Below are 24,847 nucleotides of genomic sequence, written 5' to 3' on the forward strand. Positions count from 1 at the left end.
GTAAGAAGGGTAGGGTAATCATATGAAAATCAAAAAGACACTGGATCGGATTCCCGGCGGAATGATGCTCATTCCACTATTTCTGGGAGCGATCATTCACACTGCTTTTCCTGATGCGGGCGAATATTTCGGAGGGTTCACCAAAGGCCTGATGACGGGCACCGTGCCGATTCTGGCCGTATGGTTCTTCTGTATGGGAGCCGCGATCGATGTCAGAGCCACCGGAACCGTATTGCGCAAATCTGGAACGCTGGTATTGACCAAGATTGCCGTGGCCTGGGTTGTTGCCCTGATCGCTATCCAGTTCCTGCCCGAGGGCGGGGTGCAAACCGGCTTCTTCGCCGGACTGTCGGTTCTCGCCATCATCTCCGCTATGGATATGACCAACGGCGGGCTGTACGCTTCCATTATGCAGCAGTATGGGACCAAGGAAGAATCCGGTGCCTTCGTGCTGATGTCACTCGAATCCGGTCCACTCGTAACTATGCTCATTCTGGGCAGCACCGGTGTGGCTGTATTTGAACCGCATCTCTTCGTTGGCGCTGTCCTGCCGTTCCTCGTCGGATTCATCCTGGGGAACCTGGATCATGATCTGCGCGCCTACTTCGGCCGAGCTACTCAGACGCTCATTCCCTTCTTCGGCTTCGCTCTTGGCAGCTCGATCGACCTTGGCGTAATCGTTGACACCGGCCTGCTCGGTATTCTGCTCGGTATTGTCGTTATCATTATTACCGGTGTCCCGCTGATCCTGGCCGACAAGTTCATTGGCCGCGGTAACGGAACTGCCGGACTGGCCGCCTCCAGTACCGCCGGTGCTGCGGTCGCCAACCCTATGCTGGTAGCGAACATGAAGCCCGAATTCCTGCCGGCCGCCCAGTCCGCTACAGCGCTGGTAGCCGCATCCGTAATCGTTACCTCCATTCTCGTCCCGGTCATCACCGCTTACTATTCCGACTACATGAAGAAAAAGAACCCTCCGGCAGCAGAAGGACCTATAGATGCTAAAGCTCAGCAGGCAGTGAGCTAAACAGCGGATAACAACGTAATTAACACATACTAGAGCATTTAAATTCTATGTTACTTAGAACCTCCGGACAGCGTTAGGGCTGCTCCGGGGGCTTTTTTTTTGAATCATCTGAATGAAGAGTAAATGAAATGTATATAAAAAACCGAATACGAGGTATTACGGCGAAGAGGGATAGGGTCCCATGCTCCGCAGACCGTACATTGTAGAGAAATCCAGGTAGAGAAATCCTGCAAGAAGTGCAGCAATACTGCCCCATAGAAGCGCCAGAAGCTGAAATCCTGCATAAAATGCAACAAAGCCAGCGCTAACTTGCTTTAAACACCGGAATTCCTGCAAATGATGCAACAATGTACCGTAGCACGTAACATTCTTAGAAGAATCCTGCAAAATGTGCAACAATGTGATCCATACGTGCGATCGGTGAGAGAAAATGCCTAGAACGGGCAAGCGAAAACCGGAGCGAATAATTACATAATATTGATTTTATAGAAACAAATATGCTTGAGTGGCGTCTAAGATAGAAATCTATCATCCATGGGGAGATTAAAAATGAAAAAACTATTGAAAATTGGCCTATCAGGATTAGCCTTGACCCTAGTGTTTAGTGCGGGAGCCTTTGCGGCTACAGTCGCTCTAAAAATAATCGTAAATGGTAATCAAGTGAAAACTCAGACGCAGCCTAAGCTTATTAATGGTACCGTATATGTCCCGATCCGGGCCGTTGCAGAAGGATTTGACGCCAGTATTCAGTGGGACAATAAAAGTAAGATTGTGTATGTGGATTCTGATCCGAATTTCGGACTGGAAGGCAGCAGCGTAGCTTATGTTGGGAACCGGAATTTGGCATACAGATGGATTATGGCGTATGACGAACGGGATCATCAGGGAGTGCTCGATACAGTTACACCTGATTTCAAAACGGACCTCTATAACGAGAGCTTCCCGGCGGGAACGTATAATATGGCAACCATTATTGATATGAAGCCTGTTGCAAGTACAGACAGCACCTTAACCGTGCGGATTGTGCAGAGAGTGACTGCAGAAGATGAGTACAAGGTGAAGGTGGAGCGGTGGAATTTTGTTTTTGGGCAGGGGGCAATCAAGTCCGTGAAAAGGGTGCCGGATACTGCAAAATATCTGGACCGGTACACCCTTTTCCCGGGAGCTAACTTTGGCATATAAGTTCCTTACTCCGGGATGGCCCGGATCAGATCCGTATAAGGGAGGCCGGGGAATTTAAAGGTTGTTACAGTACCGTCGCTAAGCGTGCGATAACCGCTATACACCCCGTTGTTGTAGCTAAAAGAATCCTGAAACAGATCGGAAATATACGCTGGCTGCACACCGCCGAATGTTGTCGCAGGATAACCGGGGATATCGGCCTCAGAAGCTTGCCATACGGCTGTTGCCGCTGTGCCTGTAATCTCAACCACAGTGGTTATTTCTCCATTACTGTAGACATAGCGGGTGGCGTCCCCTGAGGCAAAGGAATAGGTGAAGTATTGGGATTGATCACTTTGTACACTTGTACCGGGTTTAAAAGCGTAGCGCACCGGCAACGAAATGGCCGCCAGGCGCGCCTGCTTCACATCTGCTGAATGGATGGCCTGGGCATCAGGAGTGAAATTCTGAGATTGAATGAAGATGATCTCCCTTATCTTTTCATAGTACACACTGTATCCAAATGCCTCACTGACAAACTTTGCGGGAACCATGATTCGTCCGTTGTAATTATTGGCTTCACTGTCCATCTGAACAGGCTGGCCATTCTTATAGGCAATGGGCTGGCCCTGCGTCATTTGAAATGTATCATTGGAGGAATTCGTGACCGTGACCGTATGGCGGACAGCGTCCCAGGAATATTGGAGCCCCAGGGAAGCAAGCATGCGGATGGGAATCATGATTCTGCCAGACTGTATGAAAGGACTGCTATCAGAAGAGATAAAAGCACCATTGATGTTAACCTGTATGGATCTTGCGGTTGAACGGGCCGGGCCGGAAGCAGGGGCTGCCAGTAGAACGTTGGGAAGCAGCAATAAGGAGATCATGCAGATAAGAAGCATTTTCTTAAGCATAGAAGATCCATCCCTTCCAGTTATTTGTATACATTGATTATAACGTGAGAATTGAGAGGTTAACAATCGTTACCCTGGCACGGAAAAAAGCCCTCCAGATGCCTTTATGGCTGGTAGAGGGCTTATCAGAAATGTTGTGTTTTATTTCTTCGTTACAGGAATCCATACCTCGCATATACATTCATCATGCTCATCATTCGTCCAGAAGTATTTCTCGATGCATGGCCCCTCTACTTGTTCAAAGCCTGACGACGGGAACCATTCCGAATAGATCCGCCGCCAGACATTCAGAATACCCAGCCCCAGCTCCTGATCCTCAGGAACTCTATCCCGGCAATCGAATACAGCATAGGTCTGGTCGGGTATAGTCAGATTCACCAGATCTTCCGGCACCTTCTGTCCTTCCGGCAGTTCCATTCCCATCAGATACCGCTTGGTCCCATCCTCACGGAAGTCATAATAATAGCCAAAAAGCAGCGAGCCCGCAGGTCTACCGGCAATTTCGTTAATCCGGTCATGTGTCCCATCGTTCCAGATTTTCTCTACGAATGCAGGGATTTCGCTATAAGCATCCTGGTGGATAATAACCTCCTTACCCATGACGCCATAGCCCTTCTCTTCAACCATCCTGTAGTTCATTTCGCTTTCTCCTTTGATCTGAATTTGAAAGGAGAGGCGGGAGAACGATTTGAGCTTCACGTTCTTTTTCTTCGCCATATTGGGCGTCACTCCATGCACCCGCTGAAACGCTTTGGCGAAGGACTCCGGTGTCTCGTACCCATACTTCAGCGCAATGTCGATTACCTTGCCGTCCGTTCCAGCCAGCTCTTCCGCCGCCAGTGTGAGCCTCCGGTTGCGCACATATTCGGTAACAGTGAACCCTGTCAAGGCATGGAACATCCGCTGAAAATGGTACTTCGAGGTCATCGCCGCTCCAGCGATCTCCTCGACGCCGATGGCGTTATGCAGATTCTGCTCTACGTAATCGATCGCCTGCTGAAGCAGCCGTATCGTCTCCATCTCCTCACCTTCCTTTCACTATTCATTGTAGAGAAGCGGGCAGGGAGGGGCCTGACCGGGAATGCTTTGAGTTGTCCGGATTTTTTATCATATATTCTATTCGATGCGTTTCCTGAAAACCAAGGCTGTTATACAAATGTATGGCCTCATTCCCAACGACGCAGGATAGGATGACGCTTGTGTAGCCGCGCCGGTGGATCTCGCCACACAAGTACTTCACGAAGGTTCGTCCGATTCCGCGTCCCTGAAGGTCAGAACGTACACTAACACTGCTGATTTCATTCCCGTCGATGTGGCTGTAAGCCGCAATTTCCCCGTCAAGCTCATAGACCAGCCTGTCCTGTGCATCCGCTGCCCAGGCTGTTCGTCTGCCTTCATTAGGCTCTGCAGGCACAGAATCGGGGAAGCAGCCAACGCGCATCCGCATTTCATGAAAAGCAGTAGCATACAGCGAATGGGCAGCCACAAAGTCCTCATCTCTATACAACCTTGCAGAGGATGTCTCCTGAGGAAAAGAACCCCCGGTTCGTTCCATATAAATAAGTGAATAGTACGGAGCATAGCCCAGGCTGCCGGCAAACGCAAGAGAAGAGGATGCCCCGGACCGGACAGAAGTACTGACCTTACGGGTTCCGCCTGCCTGTAATTTAGCTTCTGCCATCTGCATTAAAGCCCTACCAATGCCTTGCCGGCGATACTGCGGAGCGACGAATACATTCAAATGAGACTGGGGTGCGGACGCTTCCATTTGGACTAACGCAAGAAGCGTGTCATCCACATAAGCGGCACTAAACAGTTCGGGCTCCTTTTCCAGCACCTGCAGGAGGTCAGGACCAGTGTACGCGTCCAGGCTTAATAGTTTTGCGGCTGCGAGAGAATCCTTCTTGCTTAGGCGTTCGCAGCGGATGTCTGATCGTTTCATTGGGTTCTTAGTCCTCCGAATAAAGATTGTTAATTCAAGCAGTCAATTCTAGCACTAATAGCAGATGTTTTTCCACTTTTTTCCGAACGTTGCTCGGAAATCGGCTATACCCTTAGCCTCACTGTCGTAATCTTGCTTTCCTATTGCAATAGGCTGCATATATCAAAACGAATCGTTTATACTGGCGGTAAGAGGTGATGGGGATGGACCCGCAATTGTTCGAGCGTATCTATGAAACGGTGGTGCGGCGTGAGCCGACCTATGACGGGATCTACTATACGGCGGTGCTGACGACCCATATTGTCTGCCGTCCGTCCTGCCGGGCGAGAACGCCGAAGGCAGCGAATGTTGTATTCTATGGCTCCTTGCAGGAGGCGATTTCGGCAGGCTTCCGTCCCTGCAAAAGATGCCGTCCCGAGGAAGGCGGCACCCTCCGGCCTGATGCGGTACTGGCGGCGCAGGCGGATGCCATTATGGACGGAAGGTTCGGCAGCAAGCTGACCCTGAAGTCGATGGCCGCAGAGCTGAAGGTCAGCCCGTTCCACTTACAGCGCACCTATAAACGGGTAATCGGCCAGTCACCAGCTGCCAGATTGGACACGCTGCGCACGGAAGAAGCCCGCAGGCTGCTGACGGAGACAGCGGCGGGGATGGCTGAAGTCGGCCGGGCGGTGGGGTTCCGTACGCCCTCTCATTTTGCCGCCTGGTTCGTGAAGAAGACGGGGCTGTCCCCTACAGAGTACCATAGCAAGCATAACGAAGGAGGAAACCAACATGAACCCAAGCCCAAGCCGGAATAACAGCCGGAGTACAGATACTATCACGATTTATCATCATACCCTGAACCTCGGGAACGGGGAGTGGACCCTGTGGGCTAGCGATAAAGGCCTGATCCGCGTATCCTTCCCGCAGGACGAAGGGCAATTACCCGCCTCCTGGTTGAAAATGTATGCGCCTGTCCATGAGCTCATGGAGGATGCCGGGAGATTTGAGCAGCTTGGGGTGATTACGCTGCTGGAGCGGTATTTTGCCGGAGAGCCGGTGGATTTCAGCAATGTGGAGCTGGATCTGTGGGGCACCCCGTTTCAGCAGGAGGTGTGGCGGGGGCTGCTTACCATCCCGCATGGGGAGACGGCCAGCTACAAGCAATTGGCTGAGCGGATCGGCAGACCGCTGGCGGTCCGTGCTGTCGGCGCGGCCAACGGGCAGAACCCGGTGCCGGTCATTGTACCCTGCCACCGGGTGATCGGCGCGAACGGCACCTTAACCGGCTTCCGGGGCGGACTCCAGATGAAGCAGGAGCTGCTCCAGCTGGAGGGAATTCTCAATGTAAGGGCGGCTGGTCATGAACGATTTGCTTTTTGAGCTGCCGCTGCCGGAAGACTTCGACCTGGGGGCCTGTCTGGAGTATATGAACCGATCGCCGCTGGAATGCCTGTTCCGCACGGATGAAGCAGGCGTCAGCCGGATGTTCAGGATAGAGGGTGGCCCGCTGCTGGTACGGCTCAGTGTGTCCGAGAATCACAAGCTGAGTGTAACCCGGCTGCATGGGGCGATTCCCGGTGCGCTGGAGCAGGAGGTGTTGGCCCGCTACATTGTGGAGTGGTTTGATCTGGATCGTGATCTTGCCCCGTTCTACAGGCTGGCGGCAGCGGACCCGCTGCTCGGGCCGCTGGCAAGTGAGCACCGGGGGCTGCGGATCATCGGCATCCCGGATCTGTTCGAGGCGTTATGCTGGGCGATTCTGGGCCAGCAGGTGAATCTGGCTTTTGCCTACAGGCTGAAGCAGCGGCTGACCGCTGAATACGGGGAAGCGCTGGAATGGGAGGGGCAGACCTACTACCGTTTCCCTGGACCAGAGGTATTCACAGGAGTGCAGGTAGAGGAATTGTGCGCCTTGCAGCTAACCCGCAGCAAAGCACAGACGGTGCTTACCGTAGCCTCGCTGATCACAAGCGGGGAGCTAAGCCGGGAGGAGCTGCTGGCGCTTCCGTCCCCGGCCGCAGCCGAGCAGCGGCTGCTGCAGATCCGCGGGATCGGCCCGTGGACCTCGCAATATGTGCGGATGCGCTGCCTGCGCGATGCGTCCTCTTATCCGGTCGGAGATGTCGGCCTGCAGAACGTGATCAAGCATCTGACCGGCATGGACCGCAAGCCGACGCCAGCGGAGCTGCTCGACCTGGCCCGGCCGTGGCAAGGTTGGGAAGCATACGCCACCTTTTACTTGTGGCGGGCGTTATATTAGAACAAAGCACGGTCCCCTTAAGTATGGCGGGACCGTGCTTTGTTTGCGTTGTTGCGGCTGATGCCCAATGCGGATGCGGCCGAAAAACCGACCACAATTGGACTGTGCAATGGCTACCGGACCGAATGTAATCGAAAAACCGATTACATTAGACGCCGCAATGGCTACCGGGCCGAATGTAATCGAAAAACCGATTACATTAGACGCCGCAATGGCTACCGGGCCGAATTTAATCGAAAAACCGATTACATTAGACGCCGCGATGACTGCCGGGCCGAATGTAATCGAAAAACCGATTACATTGGACGCCGCGCGAAGATACATAGGTCTGCGGAGCCTATCGCATTTGTAGCAATGCCCATCGGCCCGAGGTTACCTCAGCCTCCCCAGCCTCACCGCCCCTTCATCGTGAAGATCTGGAAGCAGACGCCGAACTTGTCGGTCACCATGCCGTAAGCGGGACTGTAATAGGCCGGGGCCAGCTCGATATCGACAGTTCCGCCAGCTTTTAGCGAATTGAAAAGCTGCTGTGCTTCAGCCTCGGTCTCCACCGTGAGACAAATGTTGATGCTGTTGCCCCGGCTGCGCGGCATACCCGGCTCATAATCCGCCACAAAAAACTTCGTCTCCCCCGCCAGCAGCACGGCATGGGCAATCTGCGCCTTCTCCTGCTCCGTCATCGGGGCGTCCGGGTTCTGCGGGCCTTCGCCCATTGTTTGCTTGAACAGCACCACAGCGCCAAGCGCCTCCTGATAAAAAGCTATCGCCTCCCGGGCAGATCCGTCTACCAGAATATAAGGGTTCATTTGCAGTTTCATGTTTTGTTCGCTCCTTGGAAGGTGTATTTGCCTGTACTAACCGGCTATAGTTATAGTGTAGACTATAATAGTGACAGGTATTGTCATAGTTAAAATAATAAATGGAGTGAACCCTGTGTCGAAATCCAAAAGGCTGCTGGACCTTATGATGACCGTCAACCGTAAGCGCAAATTCACCGTCAGGGAGCTGGCTGACGAATTCAATGTCTCTTCACGCACGATTCTCAGGGATTTGCAGGAGCTGGGGGAGCTGGGCGTACCGCTCTATTCCGAAGTGGGACCACATGGAGGGTATCAGGTGCTGAGCGAGAGAATCCTGCCGCCGATTGCGTTCACAGAGGAAGAGGCGGTGGCGATTTTTTTTGCCAGCCATGCGCTGCGCCATTATAAATATCTTCCCTTCAAGGAAGAATCCTTATCCGCCCTGCACAAATTCTATAACTACATGTCTGGCGATGTTCGTGACCGGATTGATGAGATGAAGAACAGGATTGATTTCCTGACACCGGCACGGCAGGCGGAATTCCCTTATCTGCCCCAACTGCTGGAAGCGGCTACCGGGCAAAAAGTGCTGCTGATCGATTATGAGTCGAAGGGCCGGCGGCAGCAAAGGTGGATTCAGCCCGTCGGCATCTATGCCAGTAACGGCCTGTGGTATTGTCCGGCGTATTGCTTCCTGCGGAGCGGCATCCGTATCTTCCGCTGCGACCGGATTCAGTCTGCCGGGTATGATGAAGCGGGACCAGACGCGCTTGATCTGCGTCATATCCACTTGGACAATACAGAGGAATACGGCAGTCCGCAGCCGCCGCAAGCGGAACCAAGCCTTATCCGGCTGTACGTAGAGCTGGGGAGTGAGGGGGTTCAGGCCTGCGAAGGTGAGGTATGGTCCCCGGTGCTGCTGCATATTCGTACAGACGGCACAGGCTGGCTGGAGGGAGAGGTTCCGGGAAGCGATCTGGGCTTCTTCGCGCGGTTTGTGATTGGCCTGTGCAGCGAGGCTACCGTGCAGGAGCCGCCGGAGCTGGTGGCCGAGGTGAAGCAGATGCTTGCGGATATGCTGGAGAAGTATAGTTGATCTGATTGTATTTCCTGCAATAGAAACCGTATATCTGACCGTGAAATGATATTCTATTGTATTTCGGAGACAATTTCATAATTCAAAACCCTTGCTATACCTGGTTTTTTTGAGCATAGAAAAAGGAGTACCTCCCCAAATTCTCGAAGTTATAGGCGACGAAACCAACACCCGAGAAGAAAAGAGGTAATCCCCATCTATTCTATTCGACAAGAAGAACTGTTTTCCTTCGAGGAATTGCTCCAAATGAGTCCAGAAGATAAATACAGCCAAATCTTTGAACACTTACATTTAGCTCCAGTTCTGTTCGCACTAGGGAAAAATAACCATCGCGGACGGCCTGAAAAATTAAATGTACCTGCCATGATCTACTCGCTGCTGATTGCAAAAATGGAGAACATCGAGTTTGTCTCTGCCTTGGTCCGGCGACTGAATCATAGCAACGAATTTCGAGTCCAGTGCCGGTTCACCGGCTCGGATAACATTCCAAGTCAGGCCTCCTATTCCCGTTTGATTCATGCGCTGGAGCAAACGGGAATGCTGGAACAACTTCAGGATCGCCTAGTCACGTCTGCCCTAGAAGAAGGCTTTGTGAGCGGAACCCATCTGGCTGTGGATTCCTCCATGGTCGAGGCTTGGGATTGCCAATTTAGCGAATCGGCCTCCAAGCGTCGTGCGGCTCGCCGGGGGCAAAAGAAAGGCGAAGCTTCGGTGGCCGAGCAAATTCAGCTCGAACATCCCGAGCCTGAGCCTAAGGTGGCGAACGAGCCGCTGAAGAAACCCAGATATAGCAAGCCCGGCCGTCCATCCCAGGCGGAAAAGGAATGTCGGCGCGAGGAAATGGAAGCCTATGAACAAAGTCTCGGACCGTTCCAGAAAACCATTGAAGCGATGTTGCCGTACCCGTACGATGAACTACTGACCGCGTTGCCCCGGCATGCTGCGCGTTGTGACAAGAAAAATACGAAGGGCCGAATGACCAGCTATTACGGGTTCAAGGCGAATCTGCTGGTCGACACGGACAGCCAGTATATCCTCAGCGGCCTCTTTAGTTCGGCCAATCCGAATGACCAGCGTATGGCGGTCGTCCTTCTCAAAGGCCTGCTCCTGAAGTTTCCGATGCTAAAGGTCAAGCATATCTTGGGCGACAAGGGGTACGATTGCGCGGCGGTCTACCAGTTGATTCATTCGCTCGGCGCCTATCCTGCGATTTCCCTGATTCACCACAAAGACCCGCCTGCGGGAATGAATCTGGATTACACGCCGGTGTGCGCTCAAGGGCATGCGTACCGTTACGACAGTTTTGATGCCAAATATGAGACCCTGAAGTACACCCGGCCTAGTGAATGCAAAGGCTGTGCGCTTTCCGGTACCGAATGCCAAAAAGTGTTTAAAATTCGAATCCAAACGGATTTGCGTTTACACACCTATCCCGCCAGAGGGAGCGAAAGTTTTACAACACTGTACAAGAAGCGTACGGCCGTGGAGCGTGTGTTTGCCTATCTCAAAGAGTATTTCGGGATGAAGCGCACACGCCACCGCGGTGTCCGGGCAAGTGTCGATTTCCAGCTCAGTACGCTCGCGTACAATTTGAGTAAGTTTGCGTTAGACAAATTGAACCAGCAGTTGAGGAATTCCCAGCAAATCGCCTGATTTTTTAAAAATGTGACCTTAGATTTTGGCCTAATCTTGCTATTTAACAAATTGAATTATGAAATTGACTCTTTCGTACATTGGAATGATGCATCTTGGGCGAAAAGTGCCCTTTATTCAATATTCAATTGTACAGAATACAATAGAACCAATTTTGAAGCTGTTTTGACCTCATTCCATTGTACAAAATACAGTTACTGCCGTTCCAGCGCCTACAGCATGTGAATGACCGCACGGGAGTGAGGCGCTCTTAAATCTGATACGTATTAGCCCAGCCATGCCCCCGCCAGTCTGCGGATGCCTTCATCGATGAGGTCCTCGGCGATCCCGCCGAAGCCCAGGATGAATTCGGGTTCGTCATAATCCTGCTTGGCCCACCACGTATAGGAAATGGGGGTAACGCGGATGCCTTCAGCTTCCGCTGCCGCAGCAAGCTCCCTGGCGCTGGTGCTATTGCTAACTCTGTTGCCAACTTCTGATGCGGGCGGCTTAAGGGTCAGCAGCAGATGAAATCCCGCATCCGTTCCGCTGAGCACTGCGGCATCGCCGAAATGCTGCCTGACTGAGCGCAGCAGCAGGTCATGCTTGCGCTGATAGAGCAGACGCATCCGCCGCAGGTGCTTCTCGAAATGTCCCCGCTCCATGAAATAATGCAGCGCAATCTGATGAAGCCGTGAGGCTGAATGCTCCAGGTACAGCTCGCTTCTCAGGCTGTGATAGTCCGGCAGCAGCTTCTCCGGCAGAACCATATAGTGAATACATATCGCAGGGGTTACCGACTGTGCGAAGCTGCACATATAGATCACCGGACTGCCCTCAGCAAGCCCTTGCAGCGCGGGGATCGGCCTTCCGTGATAACGGAACTCCCCGTCATAATCATCTTCGATGATATAGCCGCCGGTGGACCGGGCCCACTCCAGCAAGGCAAGACGTTTGGTGATTGGCATGGTCATCCCCCGGGGAAACTGGTGGGACGGCGAGATGTACACAGCATCTGCCCCGCTGCTGTAGAGCTTGTCTAGCTGCAATCCATCCTCCTCCAGCGGAATCGGCTTGATTCCGTATCCGCTGCGCCGGAATGCCGCCGGCAGCAGGTGGTACCCCGGATCTTCGATACCCAGTCCGCTCACCCTTCCCTTCAGCAGCAGACACAGCAAAGAACACAGCGTATACTGGTCGTCACCGAATACAATCTGCTTCTCCGTGCAGCGCAGCCCGCGGAATTGCCGCAGATGGGCGGCGATGCTTGCGCGGAGGGCCGGCTCCCCCTGAGGATCGCCGTACTGGAGCAGGTCTGGATTCGCCAGCTGCTCCTGGTAGAGGCTGCGCCATATTTTGTGCGGGAACAGGGAGAAATCATTGCGCGACATATGGAAATCATACGCGTAGTGCCGTGAATCACGGGGCGTGATCGGGCGGGGGGCCGGACTTGGCGGTTCCCCGGCGGCAGCAGGGCTGCCTTCCCGGTGAACGGGCAGAATATAGTAGCCGCTGCGCGGCTTGCTGGCGATGAAGCCCTCTGCCAGAAGCTGCTGGTAAGCAAGCTCCACCGGAGTGGCGCTGATCCCGCATAACGATGCCAAGCGGCGGATAGAGGGCAGGCGCGTCCCGCTCTGGAGGGTGCCGCCCAGGATTGCTTTTGCCAGATAATCATAGAGCTGTATGTAATAAGGGGTCTCGCTATGTTCATTCAGATCCGGGACAAGCAGCATAGTTCACCTTCCATCTGTCCTTAGAAATCGGACGTTTCTGTATATTTTATAGTATACAGATTTATATTACTATAAGAGCAATTACGACAGTGGGAGTGGACAGAGATGAACAGGGCTTCAAGGCTTTTAACAGGGAATAAGGTATATTTGCGCACTCTGAACGGGGAGGACGCCGGGCTGTATTATGAGATGTTCCACGGCGCGGAAGTCCGCAGGCTGACCGGAACCAAGAATCATGTCACCAAAGAGCAGATTGAGCAGTATATCGCCCATAAGTCCGGGGATGACAGTACAGTGCTGCTGCTCATCGCACTGAAGGAGAACGACGAGGTTATCGGCGACATCGCCATTCAGGATATAGATGGGGATAACCGGAATGCCAATCTGCGGATCGCCATCGGGGACGAGCAGCATCAGGGACAAGGATATGGGCGTGAAGCGCTGCTGCTTATGCTCGATTATGGCTTCGGCATTCTGAATCTGCACAGAATTGAGCTGGAGGTCTACAGTTATAATGCCCGTGCTACGCATGTCTATGAGTCCATCGGGTTCGTGCAGGAGGGGGTGCGGCGTCAGACGCTGTTCTATAACCATGAGTATCATGATGTAATTATGATGGGCATGCTGGAGAGTGAATACCGGGAGCGTTATTTGAAATAGAACAGGAAGGTCAAATAAGGTCAAAACTTTAATAAGGTTAAAATTTATACTAAAAAACGAGCCGAAACGCCGGATTTTCCCGGATTTTCGGCTTATACGGGTTTTGTTTTCTCCGGGGGTGCAGGCTATAATAAAGCCATAGGTCAGACAAAGTCAAAGACTGAGCAAGACCAAATTCAAAAAATCAAAAGTCAAATGAGAGGAGAATGAAAGATGTTTGATTTGGTTCCTTTTGGTAAACGCAGAGATGATGCTTTTGGTGTGCTGGCGAAGTCGCTGAACGAAGTGTTTAATGATGATTTCTTCGCACCGCTGACAAGTAACGCGCTGTCTTTCCGGACCGACATCCGGGAGCGTGAAGGGGCATATCTGATCGAGGCCGAGCTCCCTGGCTTCCGCAAAGAAGAAATCGACATTGATTACTCCAGCCCTTACTTGACGATCAAGGCAGTCCGCAGAGAAGAGAACAACGAAGAGAGCAAGGAGCATCAAATGGTGCGCCGTGAACGGCGGTATGGTGAATATGTACGCCGGTTCTATGTCCAGGATATTGCTGAGGAAGACATCCGCGCTTCCCTGAAAGACGGTGTGCTGAGCTTGGAGGTGCCGAAACGGCAGAAATCCCAGGGCAAACGGATCGAAATTCAGGATGGAGGCGGCGATGCCTCCGACCGGAAAGAGCTTCAGTAAGCGGAAGGGTGGCCTGAAGAGGCAGATGGACCTCCAAGTCCGGCTGAAGCTGCCGCTTCCGCAGGAACTCCGGGCTTAGCGGCTGTAGCCGCTGGCCTATCCGGTTCACCGGGCGGCAGCAGGATTTCACCGGACTTTTCATATAGCACTAATATTAGACGCATTGTAGTGGGGGTCCCGGCTATAATGCGTCTTTTCCCGGAGGAAGGCAGAAGGTTCCCATTACACGAAAGGAGGAGGTTCCGGTGGCGGCAAATTACTATGAGCGTCTTGGGGTAGATCAGAAGGCCTCGAAGCAGGAGATCAAGAAGGCCTATCAGAAGCTGGCCAAAAAATGGCATCCCGATGTCAACAAGGCCCCGGAGGCAGAGGCGAAGTTCAAGGAAGCAGCCGAGGCATATGAGGTGCTGGGCGATGAAGAGAAGCGCAAAATCTATGATGAGGAGCTCCGCTATGGAGCTGCCGCAGGCTCACGGGGTCAGCGCAGCTACGGATCGGCCTCCTCTGCGTCATGGGAATCGCCGTTTGGCGCGGGCTGGAGCAGCGGAGCCGCTTCTTCCGGCGGTATACCGGAGGAGGATCTGTTCGGGATGTTCTTCGGCAGCCGGGGCGCGGCTGACCGTGCCGGCTTCTTCTCGGGCAGCAGTGGTGCCCGTCCAGGCGGAAGCCCGTGGGGGGATGAGTTCAGTACGATGCAGGCCCAGCTTGAGATTACGCTGGAGCAGGCCTACAAAGGCGGCAATATCAGCGTTCAGGCGGCCGGCAAGGACCTGAACGTACAGATTCCGGCACGCTCGGCGGAAGGGACGGTCATCCGGGTGCCCGGCGGCGGAAGTGGGTCGGGCCAGGGCGGCGATCTGCTGATCTCGCTGCATCTCCTGCCGCATGAGATCTATGAGCCGGACGGCGGGGATCTCCTCGGCACGGTTGAGATCGCCCCTTGGCAGGCTGTGCTGGGCGGGGAAGCCAAGGTAGCGCTCCCGGATGGCAGCAGCGTGAAGCTGAAGATCCCTGCCGGTATAGCCAGCGGCGGAACGCTGCGCCTCTCCGGTAAGGGGCTGAGACGTCCGGACGGAACGAACGGTGACATCCTGTTCCGGATGGAGATGGTCATTCCGTCTGATACATCGGAGGCAGAGAAGAGGATGTACCGCCAGCTGGCGGAGTCCAGCAGCTTCCAGGCAGGTGCGAAACGGCGCACCTCCGGCGGGGCACAGCGCCGCAGAGCGGCAACACGGTAAGGCATATTCTGATTCAGTAAATAACAGCCGGGCATCCGGCTGATTAACCTATACATTAGAAAGGCGATGATCCTATGGATTTCAATAAGCTTACCCAGAAGCTGCAGGAAGCGGTGGCAGAGGCGCAGTCGCTGGCGGCCTCCGGCGGGCATCAGGAGATTGACAATCTTCATCTGCTGAAAGCCTTGCTTCAGCAGAATGAGGGCCTGCTGCCCCGGCTGCTGCAGAAGATGAATGTTCCAGCAGCCGAACTGCTGCAGGGAACCGAGGCGCTGCTTCAGCGCAAACCCAGCGTAAGCGGGAGCGGAGCGGGCACCATGCGGCGCTATGCATCGCCCGCGCTGATTGCCATGCTGGAACAGGCGGAGCAGGAAGCGGCCAAGATGCACGACGAATTCGTGGCGGTGGAGCATGCCGTGCTGGCGATGGTATCGGACACCGGCAGCGGGAGCCGCGAGCTGCGCGGGCTGTTCACCAGCCGGGGCGTTACCCGGGAGAAGCTGCTTGGAGTGTTAGCGGAGATTCGCGGACACCAGCGGGTGACCAGCCGGGAGCCGGAGGCCACCTATGAGGTGCTGGAGAAGTACGGCCGCGATCTCGTAGCTGAGGTGCGGGCTGGCAAGATCGATCCGGTCATCGGGCGCGATGCCGAGATTCGCCGGGTGATCCGCATCCTCTCCCGCAAGACCAAGAATAACCCTGTGCTGATCGGGGAGCCGGGTGTCGGCAAGACTGCGATTGTCGAAGGGCTGGCCCACCGGATTGTCCGCCGGGATGTGCCGGAGGGTCTGAAGGACAAGACGATTTTCTCGCTGGATATGAGTGCGCTGATTGCCGGTGCGAAATACCGGGGGGAATTCGAGGAGCGGCTGCAGGCGGTGCTGAAGGAGATCCGCGAGAGTGACGGACGGATTATTCTGTTCATTGACGAGCTGCATACGATTGTCGGTGCGGGCAAGACGGAGGGGGCTATGGATGCGGGCAACATGCTGAAGCCGATGCTGGCCCGGGGTGAGCTGCACTGTATCGGGGCGACCACGCTGGATGAGTACCGCAAATATATCGAGAAGGACCCGGCGCTCGAACGCCGCTTCCAGCAGGTGCTGGTCAGCGAGCCGGATGTCGAGGATACCATTTCGATTCTGCGCGGCTTGAAGGAACGCTTCGAGGTGCATCACGGGGTCAAAATCTATGACAGCGCTCTGGTCGCAGCCGGTGTGCTGTCTAACCGTTATATCACGGACCGTTTCCTGCCGGATAAGGCGATTGACCTGGTCGATGAAGCGTGCGCGATGATCCGCACCGAGATTGACTCCATGCCCGGTGAGATGGATGAGGTAACCCGCCGACTGATGCAGATGGAGATTGAGGAAGCTGCACTCAAAAAAGAGACCGACGACGCCAGCGCCCGCCGCCTGGAGAACCTCCAGCGGGAGCTGGCTGACCTCAAGGAGAAGCATCTGGAGATGACGGCCCGCTGGGAGAAGGAGAAATCGGCCATTCAGGGCATCCGCGACCTGAAGAAGCGTCTGGAGCAGGCCCGCAAGGATCTGGTCGATGCGCAGGAGATCTATGATCTCAACAAATCGGCTGAATTAAGCTATGGCATTATTCCTGATCTGGAGCGGCAGCTTAAGGGCGCAGAGGAAGCGGCGCAGCAGGACCAGGAGACCCGGCTGCTGCGAGAAGCTGTGACCGAGGAGGAAATCGCCGATATTGTCTCACGCTGGACGGGAGTTCCCGTAAGCAGACTGGTGGAAGGCGAACGGGATAAGCTGCTGCGGCTGGAAGATACGCTGCATGAGCGGGTAGTCGGGCAGGATGAGGCGGTCCGGCTGGTAGCCGATGCTGTTCTTCGGGCTAGAGCCGGCATCAAGGACCCGAACCGTCCGATCGGCTCGTTCCTGTTCCTCGGGCCGACCGGGGTCGGGAAGACGGAGCTGGCCAAAGCACTGGCGGTATCGCTGTTCGACCGCGAGGACGGCATGATCCGTATCGATATGTCGGAGTACATGGAGAAGCATAGTGTCTCCCGTCTCGTAGGCGCTCCTCCCGGATATGTCGGCTATGAAGAAGGCGGCCAGCTGACGGAAGCAGTGCGCCGCCAGCCGTATACGGTGGTCCTGCTCGACGAGGTAGAGAAGGCGCACCCGGATGTGTTCAACATTCTGCTGCAGCTGCTGGATGACGGGCGGCTGACCGACTCGCAGGGCCGGGTGGTTGACTTCAAGAACACGATCATCATCATGACCTCCAACATCGGCTCGCCGCATCTGATTCAGGGCACGGATGACAATGGCGAGCTGACAGAAGCTGTTAAGGACCGGGTCATGAAGGAGCTGAGCGGGCATTTCCGTCCAGAGTTCCTCAACCGGGTGGATGATATCGTAATGTTCAAGCCGCTGACACTGGGCGAGACCCAGAGAATTGTGGTTAAGCTGGTAGATGGCCTGCGTCTGCGCCTCTCCGAGCGGAACATCGGGCTGGTCCTCAGCGACCAGGCGGTCCGCTTCATTGCCGAAGAAGGCTTCGATTCCGTCTATGGCGCCAGACCGCTGAAGCGGTTCATCCAGCGCAGTCTGGAGACCCGGGTAGCGCGCGCGCTGATCGCCGGAGAAGCGGAGGAAGGCTCAGTGATGACGGTGGACGAAGCGGACGGCGAGCTGACTGTTGCAATAGCGAAATCAGAGTCTGAGAAGACAGTAGGATTAATGTAAAATGTAATGGGCCCCGGCGCCTCCCCTAAGGAGGTAGCGGCAATCTACAAAGCATCCACATAAAAAGCGTTCTGCCTTATTGAGGCAGGAGCGCTTTTTATATTATTCGACTTAAATCCTGCTAGAAATACAACATTCCTTTAAAGCCCCCTAATCACTTTGGACACTTTCAGGCTAGACAATCTACCATCAAATTAGCTGGAGGTCGTCCGTATGAGAGTGAAGCACAGCAAGTTTGACGAATCTGATTGTATACGAAAAACCGAACACAATGGGTGCCGCTGCGCGGAGGGAAGGGCCCCATGCATCACAGGCAGTAACATTTTAAGAGGAATCCTGCCAAAAGTGCAACATTACTGTCCCCAAGAAGCGCTCTATGCTGAAATCCTGCACAAAATGCAACAAATTCAGCGCTAACTTGCTCTAAACACCGAAATTTGTGCAAATCATGCAACAATGTACTTCAACCCGTAAAAGGGATAGAGAAATCCTGCAAAAACTGCAATATTACCATACTGCTCCTTAAAAGCGGCCGGTGAGAGAGGCATTAGCATTCTCGCTGAAACGTTACCGTCCTTTAAAAGGACGGCAAAGCCGTTTCCGCTTGCGCGACCGAAAGTCAGCAGCTGTGTTTGTTCCGCAAAGTGTTTGCCTTCTATTGATTCATATCACCTCGCTTAATAGGTCTTTGGTATAGTCCAACCAGCATCTGACTGAGACTATGCGACGATTTTTTGTAAATATGTGGTTGAAATGTTGTCATGGAGGGGGCTGCCGGGTAATAGAAATGATTAGAACTTTCGAATATGGCTGGATTTGAAGCAGAAGCCAAGGAAACGGAGGGAGAGATCATGGCGGCACAGACGGTATCCGGGATCAGCCCGGTACAGGCCACTACAGCTTACGGCAGCACACAGAGTGATGTCAGTTCTCTGGAGAAGCAGCGCAACCGGCTGCTGATGGAGCTGGACAAGGTGAATGCGGCGCAGGGCGGAGAGATGCAGACTCCTTATCGCCGGGAGCAGCTGCAGCGGCAAATACGGCAGCTGGAGGCCCATCTGGTGCAGAAAAGCGGGAGTACCGCTTCGGCTTCATTTGTACCTGCTCCCCCGCTTCAGGATCATACTCCGCCCTGGCGGACTGAGGGAAAGGGAGGCCTTAAGGGCATCGGTCTGACCGATCCCCGGACAGCGACGGTAGACGCAGAAGGCCATTTCGATGCGTTGATTTAGATAAGGGAAAAGTGAACCCAATCCTTCCCTTTGACCGCGTTCATGTTTTCAAAGAAGCTTTGACCGCGTTTGTTGTTAGTAGAAGTAATCCAAGTCATGTTGGCATATCCATGATTCTGTGAGTACTGTTGTAGTGATATATTTCCTGAAGTTTATTGGCAAAAAAAGAAGAAGCTCCGATAGGGAGCTTCTTTCTCTCTTCTTATGACTTAGCCCTCCGCCTTATTCGCTCCAATTCACCAGCCGGGGATTCGGGTCAAGGATAGACTGATACTGCTCCTTCCAGCCGTACTCGGCATCCGGGTCCAGCAGCATATAACGCAGATACTTCTCCAGCCTGAATTCCGGCTTCGACCAGCCAAGGTGCTTCAGGCGCAGGTTGCTTAACTGATGGGGCAGCTCGAAGATATTCTCCGGAAGCCGCCCGCAGTGCTGCGGAAGATCATTCCAGGCATAGGTGAAGTCTTCCCGGTAACGGAGCAGGAACGGGCGGTAGCTCTGGTGGGCCTGCCAGTACATATCCTCGCGGTAACTTGCCTCATCCCAGAAGTCGTAGAGCCGGAAGCAGAATAAGTCACAGTCCTCTGTCCGCAGCAGAGAGTCTACCTCCTCTGGAAAACATGACTCGAACAGCTCATCTCCGTCCAGATTAAGAATCCACTCCGGACGGGCCTTAACCACCGCCTCCCACTGCTGCTTGCGCAGCTCCGATTCATTATGGAAGCGGGAGACAGGATTCTGTATCAGGTGGAGCGGAATCCCCTCAAGAGCCTCCCGGCAGATATCTGCTGTATCATCTGTGCTTGCGTCGTCGATAATGACGGCCTCATCGATATACTTGCGGTGCTCCTCGAGCACCTGGCGCAGGAACCTGGTGCCTTCATTCTTGACGATCATCGTGAGGGTCAGCTTGGGCCGGCGGGAAGCAGGGACTGCCGGGGTGACGGGGGACGCTGCATAGGCGGCTTGAGGCTTCTGCAGACCTGCTTCTCCGTCCCTGCCTGTGCTGGCTCCTCCTGCCGGATGCTCCTTCACCGCTCCGCTTCCTTCTGCCGTCTCGGCTGCGTCAGCAGGCAGAGGCTCCTTGGACAAGCGCTGCCGGGCTTCGGCTTCAGTCCATAGCACATCCCACTGCGCTGCTGCCTCCTGTACTCTTTTGTCAGCGGGAGCCGGAGCCGTCTCTGCCTGGTCGGGCAGATCAGTGTCGCTGTCTTCAACGGTCGGCGCTTCATCTGAGCCGTGAGGCTCTGCTTCACTCCTGGCCCCGGCTGCTCCTGAATGACTGCCAGCTTCATCCTTCGCTTCTACTATAGAGGCTGCTTCCGCGCCCGAGGTGTGCCGGATGAACTCTGCGGCCAGATCCAGATCACTGTCTCTGTAGAGGTGCAGCGCAGGGAAGTGGGTATCCACGAAGAGCGGAAAGCCGAGGGCCGCTGCGCGGATGCAGAAATGACGGTCCTCTCCCCAGTAGGAGATATTACGGACCCGGTCGTAGCTGATCCCGGAGCTGAGGGCTGAGCTGCTGATCAGCGTGCAGGCGCCAAGTCCGCCAACCTCATAGATTCCAGGCTGCTGCATCTTCTGCAAAAAAGCATAAAAGCGGCGCTGAATCTCCTCCGGCGAGAGCTGCTCTCCCGGATGAATCTCCCACTGGTTGTATTCGTCATGCATCCATACCTGCGGCTGCAGCAGTGTATTCGGCTGCCACTGTGTCCAGAAAATCTCGGAGATAATATCCTTGCCTGTACCGATCAGATGCAGCAGCGTATCCGGGTGCAGAATGAGGTCGGAATCAATCAGGAACAGGTAGTCATAGCCGAAGGCCTCCGCCCGCCGGATCATCAGATTCTTGAATCCGGCCACCTTCCAGACCAGATTGGAATGCCAGACATGCGTATGCTCATCTCGGATATAGTCATCATGGTAGCCGGAGGATTGCAGGAAGACGGATCTGCCGTTCCGGGCGAACTGCTGCAGCAGCTGGCTTGCGGCCTCATCCGGGTTATCGTCAATCAGATAGAAATCAAGATCGATATCCTTCAGGTTCAGACGCAGCAGAGAGTTCAGGAATTGCTCCAGGATCGCCGGTTTTTGATGGATCGGGCTGCCCAGCAGCACCCGGGTTCTATTCGGGTTCATAGCAGCCACTCCAGAATAAGGTCAACATGATAGAACATCCCCTTGGATTCGCAAATAGTTGATATAAATTATATGTATTCGATATTTTTAGAGAAGTACCGGACTTTCCCCATTTCCCCGAAATAATCACCTGCATGTATAGAAGAGAGCTGTATTGCCGTTTGCCCTGAGCTATTGTACAATACCGCTAATATATATAATCCCCGGAAGAGGGCGGGCAGGAGTGAGAGGATGGACAAGCCAACGTTAAAAGTACAGCAATTGATCAATGTCCTCCTGGCGATGAATCCGCGCGCTGAGGTATTCCTGCATATGGAGGGCGGAGAGCTTAGGCCGCTCGTGGACGAGGATATCGAGGAGATTTATGCGCCGCTGCATGCTGCCAAGACGGCCGTCTATATCGGTGTACCGGCAGACACTGCAGCCCGTGTAGAGGAGGAGGCGCCATGAAGCAGGCTTTGATCCGTCTGGAGCAGGGGCCGGAGGTTCGGCTGGAGCTGTTCGATCAGGAAGCGCCGGGAACCGTAGCCAATTTTGAAAAGCTTGCGAACAGCGGCTTTTACAACGGTCTGGCCTTTCAGCGTGTGGTTCGCGGCTTTGTTGCCCAGGGCGGCTGCCCCGACGGCAACGGCAGAGGCGGCACAGATCCCATTCCCTGTGAGACGCAGGGGAATCCCCATAAGCATGTGCGCGGGGCGCTGTCTATGGCGCATTTTGGACCAGGCACGGGGTCCTGCCAGTTTTTTATCTGTTATGATACGTTCGATTATCTGGACGGCTGGCATACGGTATTCGGCAGGGTTACGGAAGGAATGGAGCATGTCGATGCCCTGCGGCGCGGAGCGGTCATGCAGGAGGTCTGCGTCTGGTAAAGCCCATGGTAAATTCATACATTGTAATTCCTAGTATTCCGATATATAATGACTCAACAACGAGTGGGAATGCTCATAGACATGGAGGAAGAGACAATGCGTAAAGGGATAACAGGGGTTGCTATTCTACTATTATTAACACTGATGATCAGTGCATGCTCCAATGGGAATAACGCTTCATCTACCAATGTCGCACAGACACCGGCTGCATCACAAGAGCCAGCCGCCGGCGAACCGAAGGATGGAGGCAGTCTGATTATAGGGGTCGCTTCCGATCCGGTAGTGCTGAATCCGAACTATGCGGGTGACCGTGTCAGCCTGACCATTGACCAGGCCCTGTATGCTCCGCTGTTCCAGGTGAACAACGGCAAGAAGACCTTCTACCTGGCCGATAGCCTGACACCGTCAAGCGATAATCTGACGTATACATTGAAGCTCAAGGATGGATTGACCTGGCATGATGGAGAGAAGCTGACGGCGGATGATGTGGTATTCACCATCGACAGCATTCTTGATGAGAAGCAGAACAGCTTCCTGCGTGCCAACTTCCTGATTGGCGACAAAGCGATTAAGGCTGTCAAGGTCGATGACCTGACTGTGGAGTTCAAGCTGCCGCAGGTCAGCCCGGCTTTTGAAGCCACGCTGGTACAGGTATTCCCGATTCCGAAGCACATTTACGAGAATGAGACCAACATTGAGAAGAGCACGAAGAACGCTTCTCCTGTCGGCTCCGGTCCCTTTAAATTCAAGGAATACAAGGCCGGCGAGTATCTGACGCTGGAACGCTTCGACAACTACTTCGGGGGCAAGCCGCATCTGGATTCGGTCACTTACCGGATTGCCAAGGATACCAATGCTGCGAATCTGGCTCTGCAGAATGGCGAGATTAATGTACAGTATCTGGACCCGAAGGATGTTCCTACGATTCAAGCGACGAATAATTTTGAGATTCTCCCGTATAGCGAAGGCCGCCTCGCCTATCTGATGTTCAATGCGAACAGCGATACCGGTGCCCTCGCCAAAAAAGAAGTCCGGCAAGCCCTGTCTTTGGCCCTCAGCCGCGACGAGCTGATTCAGACGGCGTACACTTCCGGCGAATATGCTGATCCGGCAAAGTCCTTCCTGACTCCGGATGCACTGTACTTCACGAACGATGTCCCTACCTTTGACAATGATGCTGCCAAGGCGAAGGAACTGCTGGCCACTGCCGGTGAGAGCAACCTGAAGCTCCGGTATATCGTACAGAGCGGTAACAAGGCGCAGGAAGCCATCTCGCTGTATGTGCAGCAGAAACTGAAGGCAATCGGCGTAGAGGTTGAATTGCAGAACATGGATTCCTCGGCCTGGGTGCAGAAATTCATTGATCTGAAGGCGACCGACTATGAGCTGGCTCTGACCGGCTATATCATGGGGTATGATCCGGATGCGTACCGTATCCTGTTCACTACGGACAGCTCATCCAATTACTCGCATTATTCCAACAGTGAAGTCGACAAGCTGATGAATGACGGTGCAGGCGAAGCAGATCCGGCCAAGCGTGCAGAGATCTACAAGAAAGCACAAGAACTGGTAGCTGAAGATGCGCCGATCTATCCGATTGCTTATACGAAGACTGTTGTAGCTGTCTCTAAGAATTACGGCGGAGTTGATGAGGCTGTCCTGAAGCCGGTCGTCATCTTCGAAGACCTGTCCAAGATTTACAAGAAATAATCCGCCTCACAAAATAAGCAAGGCAAAAAAATAAGCTGGTTCCCCCAGCTTATTTTTGCCTGTTAAGAGCTGGGAGAAGCTGCGTATGAGACAACTCATCGTCCGAAGGTTGCTGCAAACATTGCCGATGCTGTTTTTTGTATCGGTGGTCTGTTTTACCATGATTAAGCTGGCTCCGGGAGATCCGGTGCTGTCTTTCGTGACGCCCAATATGCACGCTGATGATATTGAGCGCATCCGCCATAATCTGGGGCTGGATAAGCCTGCTTATATCCAATATTTCATCTGGATCAAAGAGATGGTCCAGGGCAATTTCGGGTACTCGCTGGTCAATCACCAGCCTGTGCTGGATCAGATTCTGGACCGCCTGCCCGCAACTGCGGGTCTGATGGGCAGCGCCATTGCCCTGGCCGTCCTGCTGGCCATTCCGCTGGGCCTCGTGGCCGGTGCGAACCGCAACCGCTGGGTAGACAAGCTAATCAATTTTATCGCTTATATCGGCATCTCTATCCCCTTATTCTGGCTGGCGATCCTGCTGATGTATCTGTTCGCGATCAAGCTGCACCTGCTTCCAAGCATGGGCATGCGCACCATTGGTGTGGAATCGCCGCTGGATGTGCTGAAGCACGGGATATTGCCTTGTACGGTGCTGGCCTTCAGTTTCCTGTCCGGGTATGTACGTTATATTCGCTCCAGCACGATCGGACAGCTTAAGGAGGAGTATGTGCAGATCCAGTACGCTTTTGGCTCGAAGAAATCCACCATTCTGTTCCGGCATGTGCTGAAGCATGTACTGCTGCCGGTGATTACTCTGATCGGTATGTCGATGGGAGATCTGGTGGCCGGGGCGATTGTTACGGAAACGGTGTTCTCCTGGCCGGGGATCGGCTCCCTGGGGATGACGGCGGTGAAGGGGATGGATTATCCTGTCATTATGGGAATTACCCTGTTCTCTTCCTTAATGCTGATCTTCGGTAATCTGGTGGCAGATATTCTTTACAGTGTTGTCGATCCAAGAATCAAACTGAAGGGGTGA

The 24,847-nt window shown here is 54.0% G+C and carries 23 protein-coding genes; 17 read left to right on the plus strand and 6 right to left on the minus strand.

The annotated features are described in order from the left end of the window. Positions 1–22 precede the first annotated feature (22 nt). Positions 23–1,027, plus strand: coding sequence for a 2-keto-3-deoxygluconate transporter (gene kdgT, locus MKX51_RS32930; RefSeq protein ID WP_340945347.1), 1,005 nt, complete (start codon positions 23–25; stop codon positions 1,025–1,027). A gap of 549 nt (positions 1,028–1,576) precedes the next feature. After that, a complete protein-coding gene (locus MKX51_RS32935) occupies positions 1,577–2,209 on the plus strand; it encodes a copper amine oxidase N-terminal domain-containing protein (protein WP_340995408.1) in 633 nt (210 codons plus the stop codon). A 5-nt stretch (positions 2,210–2,214) separates the two neighbouring features. On the opposite strand, the gene MKX51_RS32940 is transcribed toward MKX51_RS32935, so the two are convergent. From MKX51_RS32940 to MKX51_RS32950, 3 genes are all read right to left on the minus strand, one after another. After that, a complete protein-coding gene (locus MKX51_RS32940; RefSeq protein ID WP_340995409.1) occupies positions 2,215–3,102 on the minus strand; it encodes a copper amine oxidase N-terminal domain-containing protein in 888 nt (295 codons plus the stop codon). Between the two features lie 141 nt (positions 3,103–3,243). Next, positions 3,244–4,122, minus strand: coding sequence for an AraC family transcriptional regulator (locus MKX51_RS32945; RefSeq protein ID WP_340995410.1), 879 nt, complete (start codon positions 4,120–4,122; stop codon positions 3,244–3,246). Positions 4,123–4,144: 22 nt separating this feature from the next. After that, positions 4,145–5,044, minus strand: coding sequence for a GNAT family N-acetyltransferase (locus MKX51_RS32950; protein WP_340995411.1), 900 nt, complete (start codon positions 5,042–5,044; stop codon positions 4,145–4,147). 203 nt (positions 5,045–5,247) lie between these two features. On the opposite strand from MKX51_RS32950, the gene MKX51_RS32955 reads away from it, so the two are divergent. From MKX51_RS32955 to MKX51_RS32970, 4 genes are all read left to right on the plus strand, one after another. Beyond that, a complete protein-coding gene (locus MKX51_RS32955; RefSeq protein ID WP_340995412.1) occupies positions 5,248–5,844 on the plus strand; it encodes a bifunctional transcriptional activator/DNA repair enzyme AdaA in 597 nt (198 codons plus the stop codon). Beyond that, positions 5,819–6,409, plus strand: coding sequence for a methylated-DNA--[protein]-cysteine S-methyltransferase (locus MKX51_RS32960; protein ID WP_340995413.1), 591 nt, complete (start codon positions 5,819–5,821; stop codon positions 6,407–6,409). The genes MKX51_RS32955 and MKX51_RS32960 overlap by 26 nt, the downstream gene beginning before the upstream one ends. After that, positions 6,390–7,289, plus strand: a complete 900-nt coding sequence (locus tag MKX51_RS32965; protein ID WP_340995417.1) for a DNA-3-methyladenine glycosylase family protein — start codon at positions 6,390–6,392, stop codon at positions 7,287–7,289. Before MKX51_RS32960 ends, MKX51_RS32965 begins: the two co-directional genes overlap by 20 nt. Positions 7,290–7,398: 109 nt before the next feature. After that, complete coding sequence (locus tag MKX51_RS32970; RefSeq protein WP_340995418.1) at positions 7,399–7,641, plus strand: hypothetical protein; 243 nt, start codon at positions 7,399–7,401, stop codon at positions 7,639–7,641. A 40-nt stretch (positions 7,642–7,681) separates the two neighbouring features. On the opposite strand, the gene MKX51_RS32975 is transcribed toward MKX51_RS32970, so the two are convergent. Continuing rightward, positions 7,682–8,107: a VOC family protein gene (locus MKX51_RS32975; RefSeq protein WP_340995419.1), complete on the minus strand. Its 426-nt coding sequence runs from the start codon at positions 8,105–8,107 to the stop codon at positions 7,682–7,684. A 115-nt stretch (positions 8,108–8,222) separates the two neighbouring features. Between MKX51_RS32975 and MKX51_RS32980 the strand changes: the two genes are divergently transcribed. Together MKX51_RS32980 and MKX51_RS32985 are read left to right on the plus strand one after the other, a co-directional pair. Beyond that, a complete protein-coding gene (locus MKX51_RS32980; RefSeq protein ID WP_340995420.1) occupies positions 8,223–9,185 on the plus strand; it encodes a helix-turn-helix transcriptional regulator in 963 nt (320 codons plus the stop codon). 246 nt (positions 9,186–9,431) lie between these two features. Next, complete coding sequence (locus MKX51_RS32985; protein WP_340995421.1) at positions 9,432–10,838, plus strand: transposase; 1,407 nt, start codon at positions 9,432–9,434, stop codon at positions 10,836–10,838. 266 nt (positions 10,839–11,104) lie between these two features. On the opposite strand, the gene pdxR is transcribed toward MKX51_RS32985, so the two are convergent. Continuing rightward, positions 11,105–12,550, minus strand: coding sequence for a MocR-like pyridoxine biosynthesis transcription factor PdxR (gene pdxR / locus MKX51_RS32990; protein WP_340995422.1), 1,446 nt, complete (start codon positions 12,548–12,550; stop codon positions 11,105–11,107). Between the two features lie 105 nt (positions 12,551–12,655). Here pdxR and MKX51_RS32995 point away from each other — a divergent pair, with 105 nt between their 5' ends. The 5 genes from MKX51_RS32995 (at position 12,656) to MKX51_RS33015 (ending at position 19,090) form a co-directional block, all read left to right on the plus strand. After that, a complete protein-coding gene (locus MKX51_RS32995; RefSeq protein ID WP_340995423.1) occupies positions 12,656–13,210 on the plus strand; it encodes a GNAT family N-acetyltransferase in 555 nt (184 codons plus the stop codon). 213 nt (positions 13,211–13,423) lie between these two features. Continuing rightward, positions 13,424–13,900 carry an Hsp20/alpha crystallin family protein gene (locus MKX51_RS33000; RefSeq protein ID WP_340995425.1) on the plus strand — a complete coding sequence of 159 codons (477 nt, stop codon included), beginning with the start codon at positions 13,424–13,426 and terminating at the stop codon, positions 13,898–13,900. Positions 13,901–14,145: 245 nt separating this feature from the next. Then, on the plus strand, positions 14,146–15,141 hold the full coding sequence (locus MKX51_RS33005; protein ID WP_340995426.1) for a DnaJ C-terminal domain-containing protein: 996 nt from the start codon (positions 14,146–14,148) through the stop codon (positions 15,139–15,141). A 74-nt stretch (positions 15,142–15,215) separates the two neighbouring features. Further along, positions 15,216–17,858 carry an ATP-dependent chaperone ClpB gene (gene clpB, locus MKX51_RS33010; RefSeq protein ID WP_340995427.1) on the plus strand — a complete coding sequence of 881 codons (2,643 nt, stop codon included), beginning with the start codon at positions 15,216–15,218 and terminating at the stop codon, positions 17,856–17,858. An 806-nt stretch (positions 17,859–18,664) separates the two neighbouring features. After that, positions 18,665–19,090, plus strand: a complete 426-nt coding sequence (locus tag MKX51_RS33015; protein ID WP_340945306.1) for a hypothetical protein — start codon at positions 18,665–18,667, stop codon at positions 19,088–19,090. Between the two features lie 222 nt (positions 19,091–19,312). Here the strand turns inward: MKX51_RS33015 and MKX51_RS33020 are convergent, their stop codons facing one another. Next, a complete protein-coding gene (locus tag MKX51_RS33020; protein WP_340995429.1) occupies positions 19,313–21,229 on the minus strand; it encodes a glycosyltransferase in 1,917 nt (638 codons plus the stop codon). A 231-nt stretch (positions 21,230–21,460) separates the two neighbouring features. On the opposite strand from MKX51_RS33020, the gene MKX51_RS33025 reads away from it, so the two are divergent. From MKX51_RS33025 to MKX51_RS33040, 4 genes are all read left to right on the plus strand, one after another. Continuing rightward, positions 21,461–21,679: a hypothetical protein gene (locus MKX51_RS33025; protein ID WP_036723633.1), complete on the plus strand. Its 219-nt coding sequence runs from the start codon at positions 21,461–21,463 to the stop codon at positions 21,677–21,679. Continuing rightward, positions 21,676–22,101 (plus strand): peptidylprolyl isomerase, encoded by a 426-nt coding sequence (locus tag MKX51_RS33030; protein ID WP_340995431.1) that lies wholly within the window; start codon positions 21,676–21,678, stop codon positions 22,099–22,101. The genes MKX51_RS33025 and MKX51_RS33030 overlap by 4 nt, the downstream gene beginning before the upstream one ends. A gap of 96 nt (positions 22,102–22,197) precedes the next feature. Beyond that, positions 22,198–23,811 (plus strand): ABC transporter substrate-binding protein, encoded by a 1,614-nt coding sequence (locus tag MKX51_RS33035; protein ID WP_340995433.1) that lies wholly within the window; start codon positions 22,198–22,200, stop codon positions 23,809–23,811. 85 nt (positions 23,812–23,896) lie between these two features. Then, entirely contained in the window at positions 23,897–24,847 is a 951-nt protein-coding gene (locus MKX51_RS33040; RefSeq protein ID WP_036723626.1) for an ABC transporter permease, read from the plus strand.

It is taken from the genome of Paenibacillus sp. FSL M7-0420, assembly GCF_038002345.1.
Classification (GTDB): domain Bacteria; phylum Bacillota; class Bacilli; order Paenibacillales; family Paenibacillaceae; genus Paenibacillus_AQ.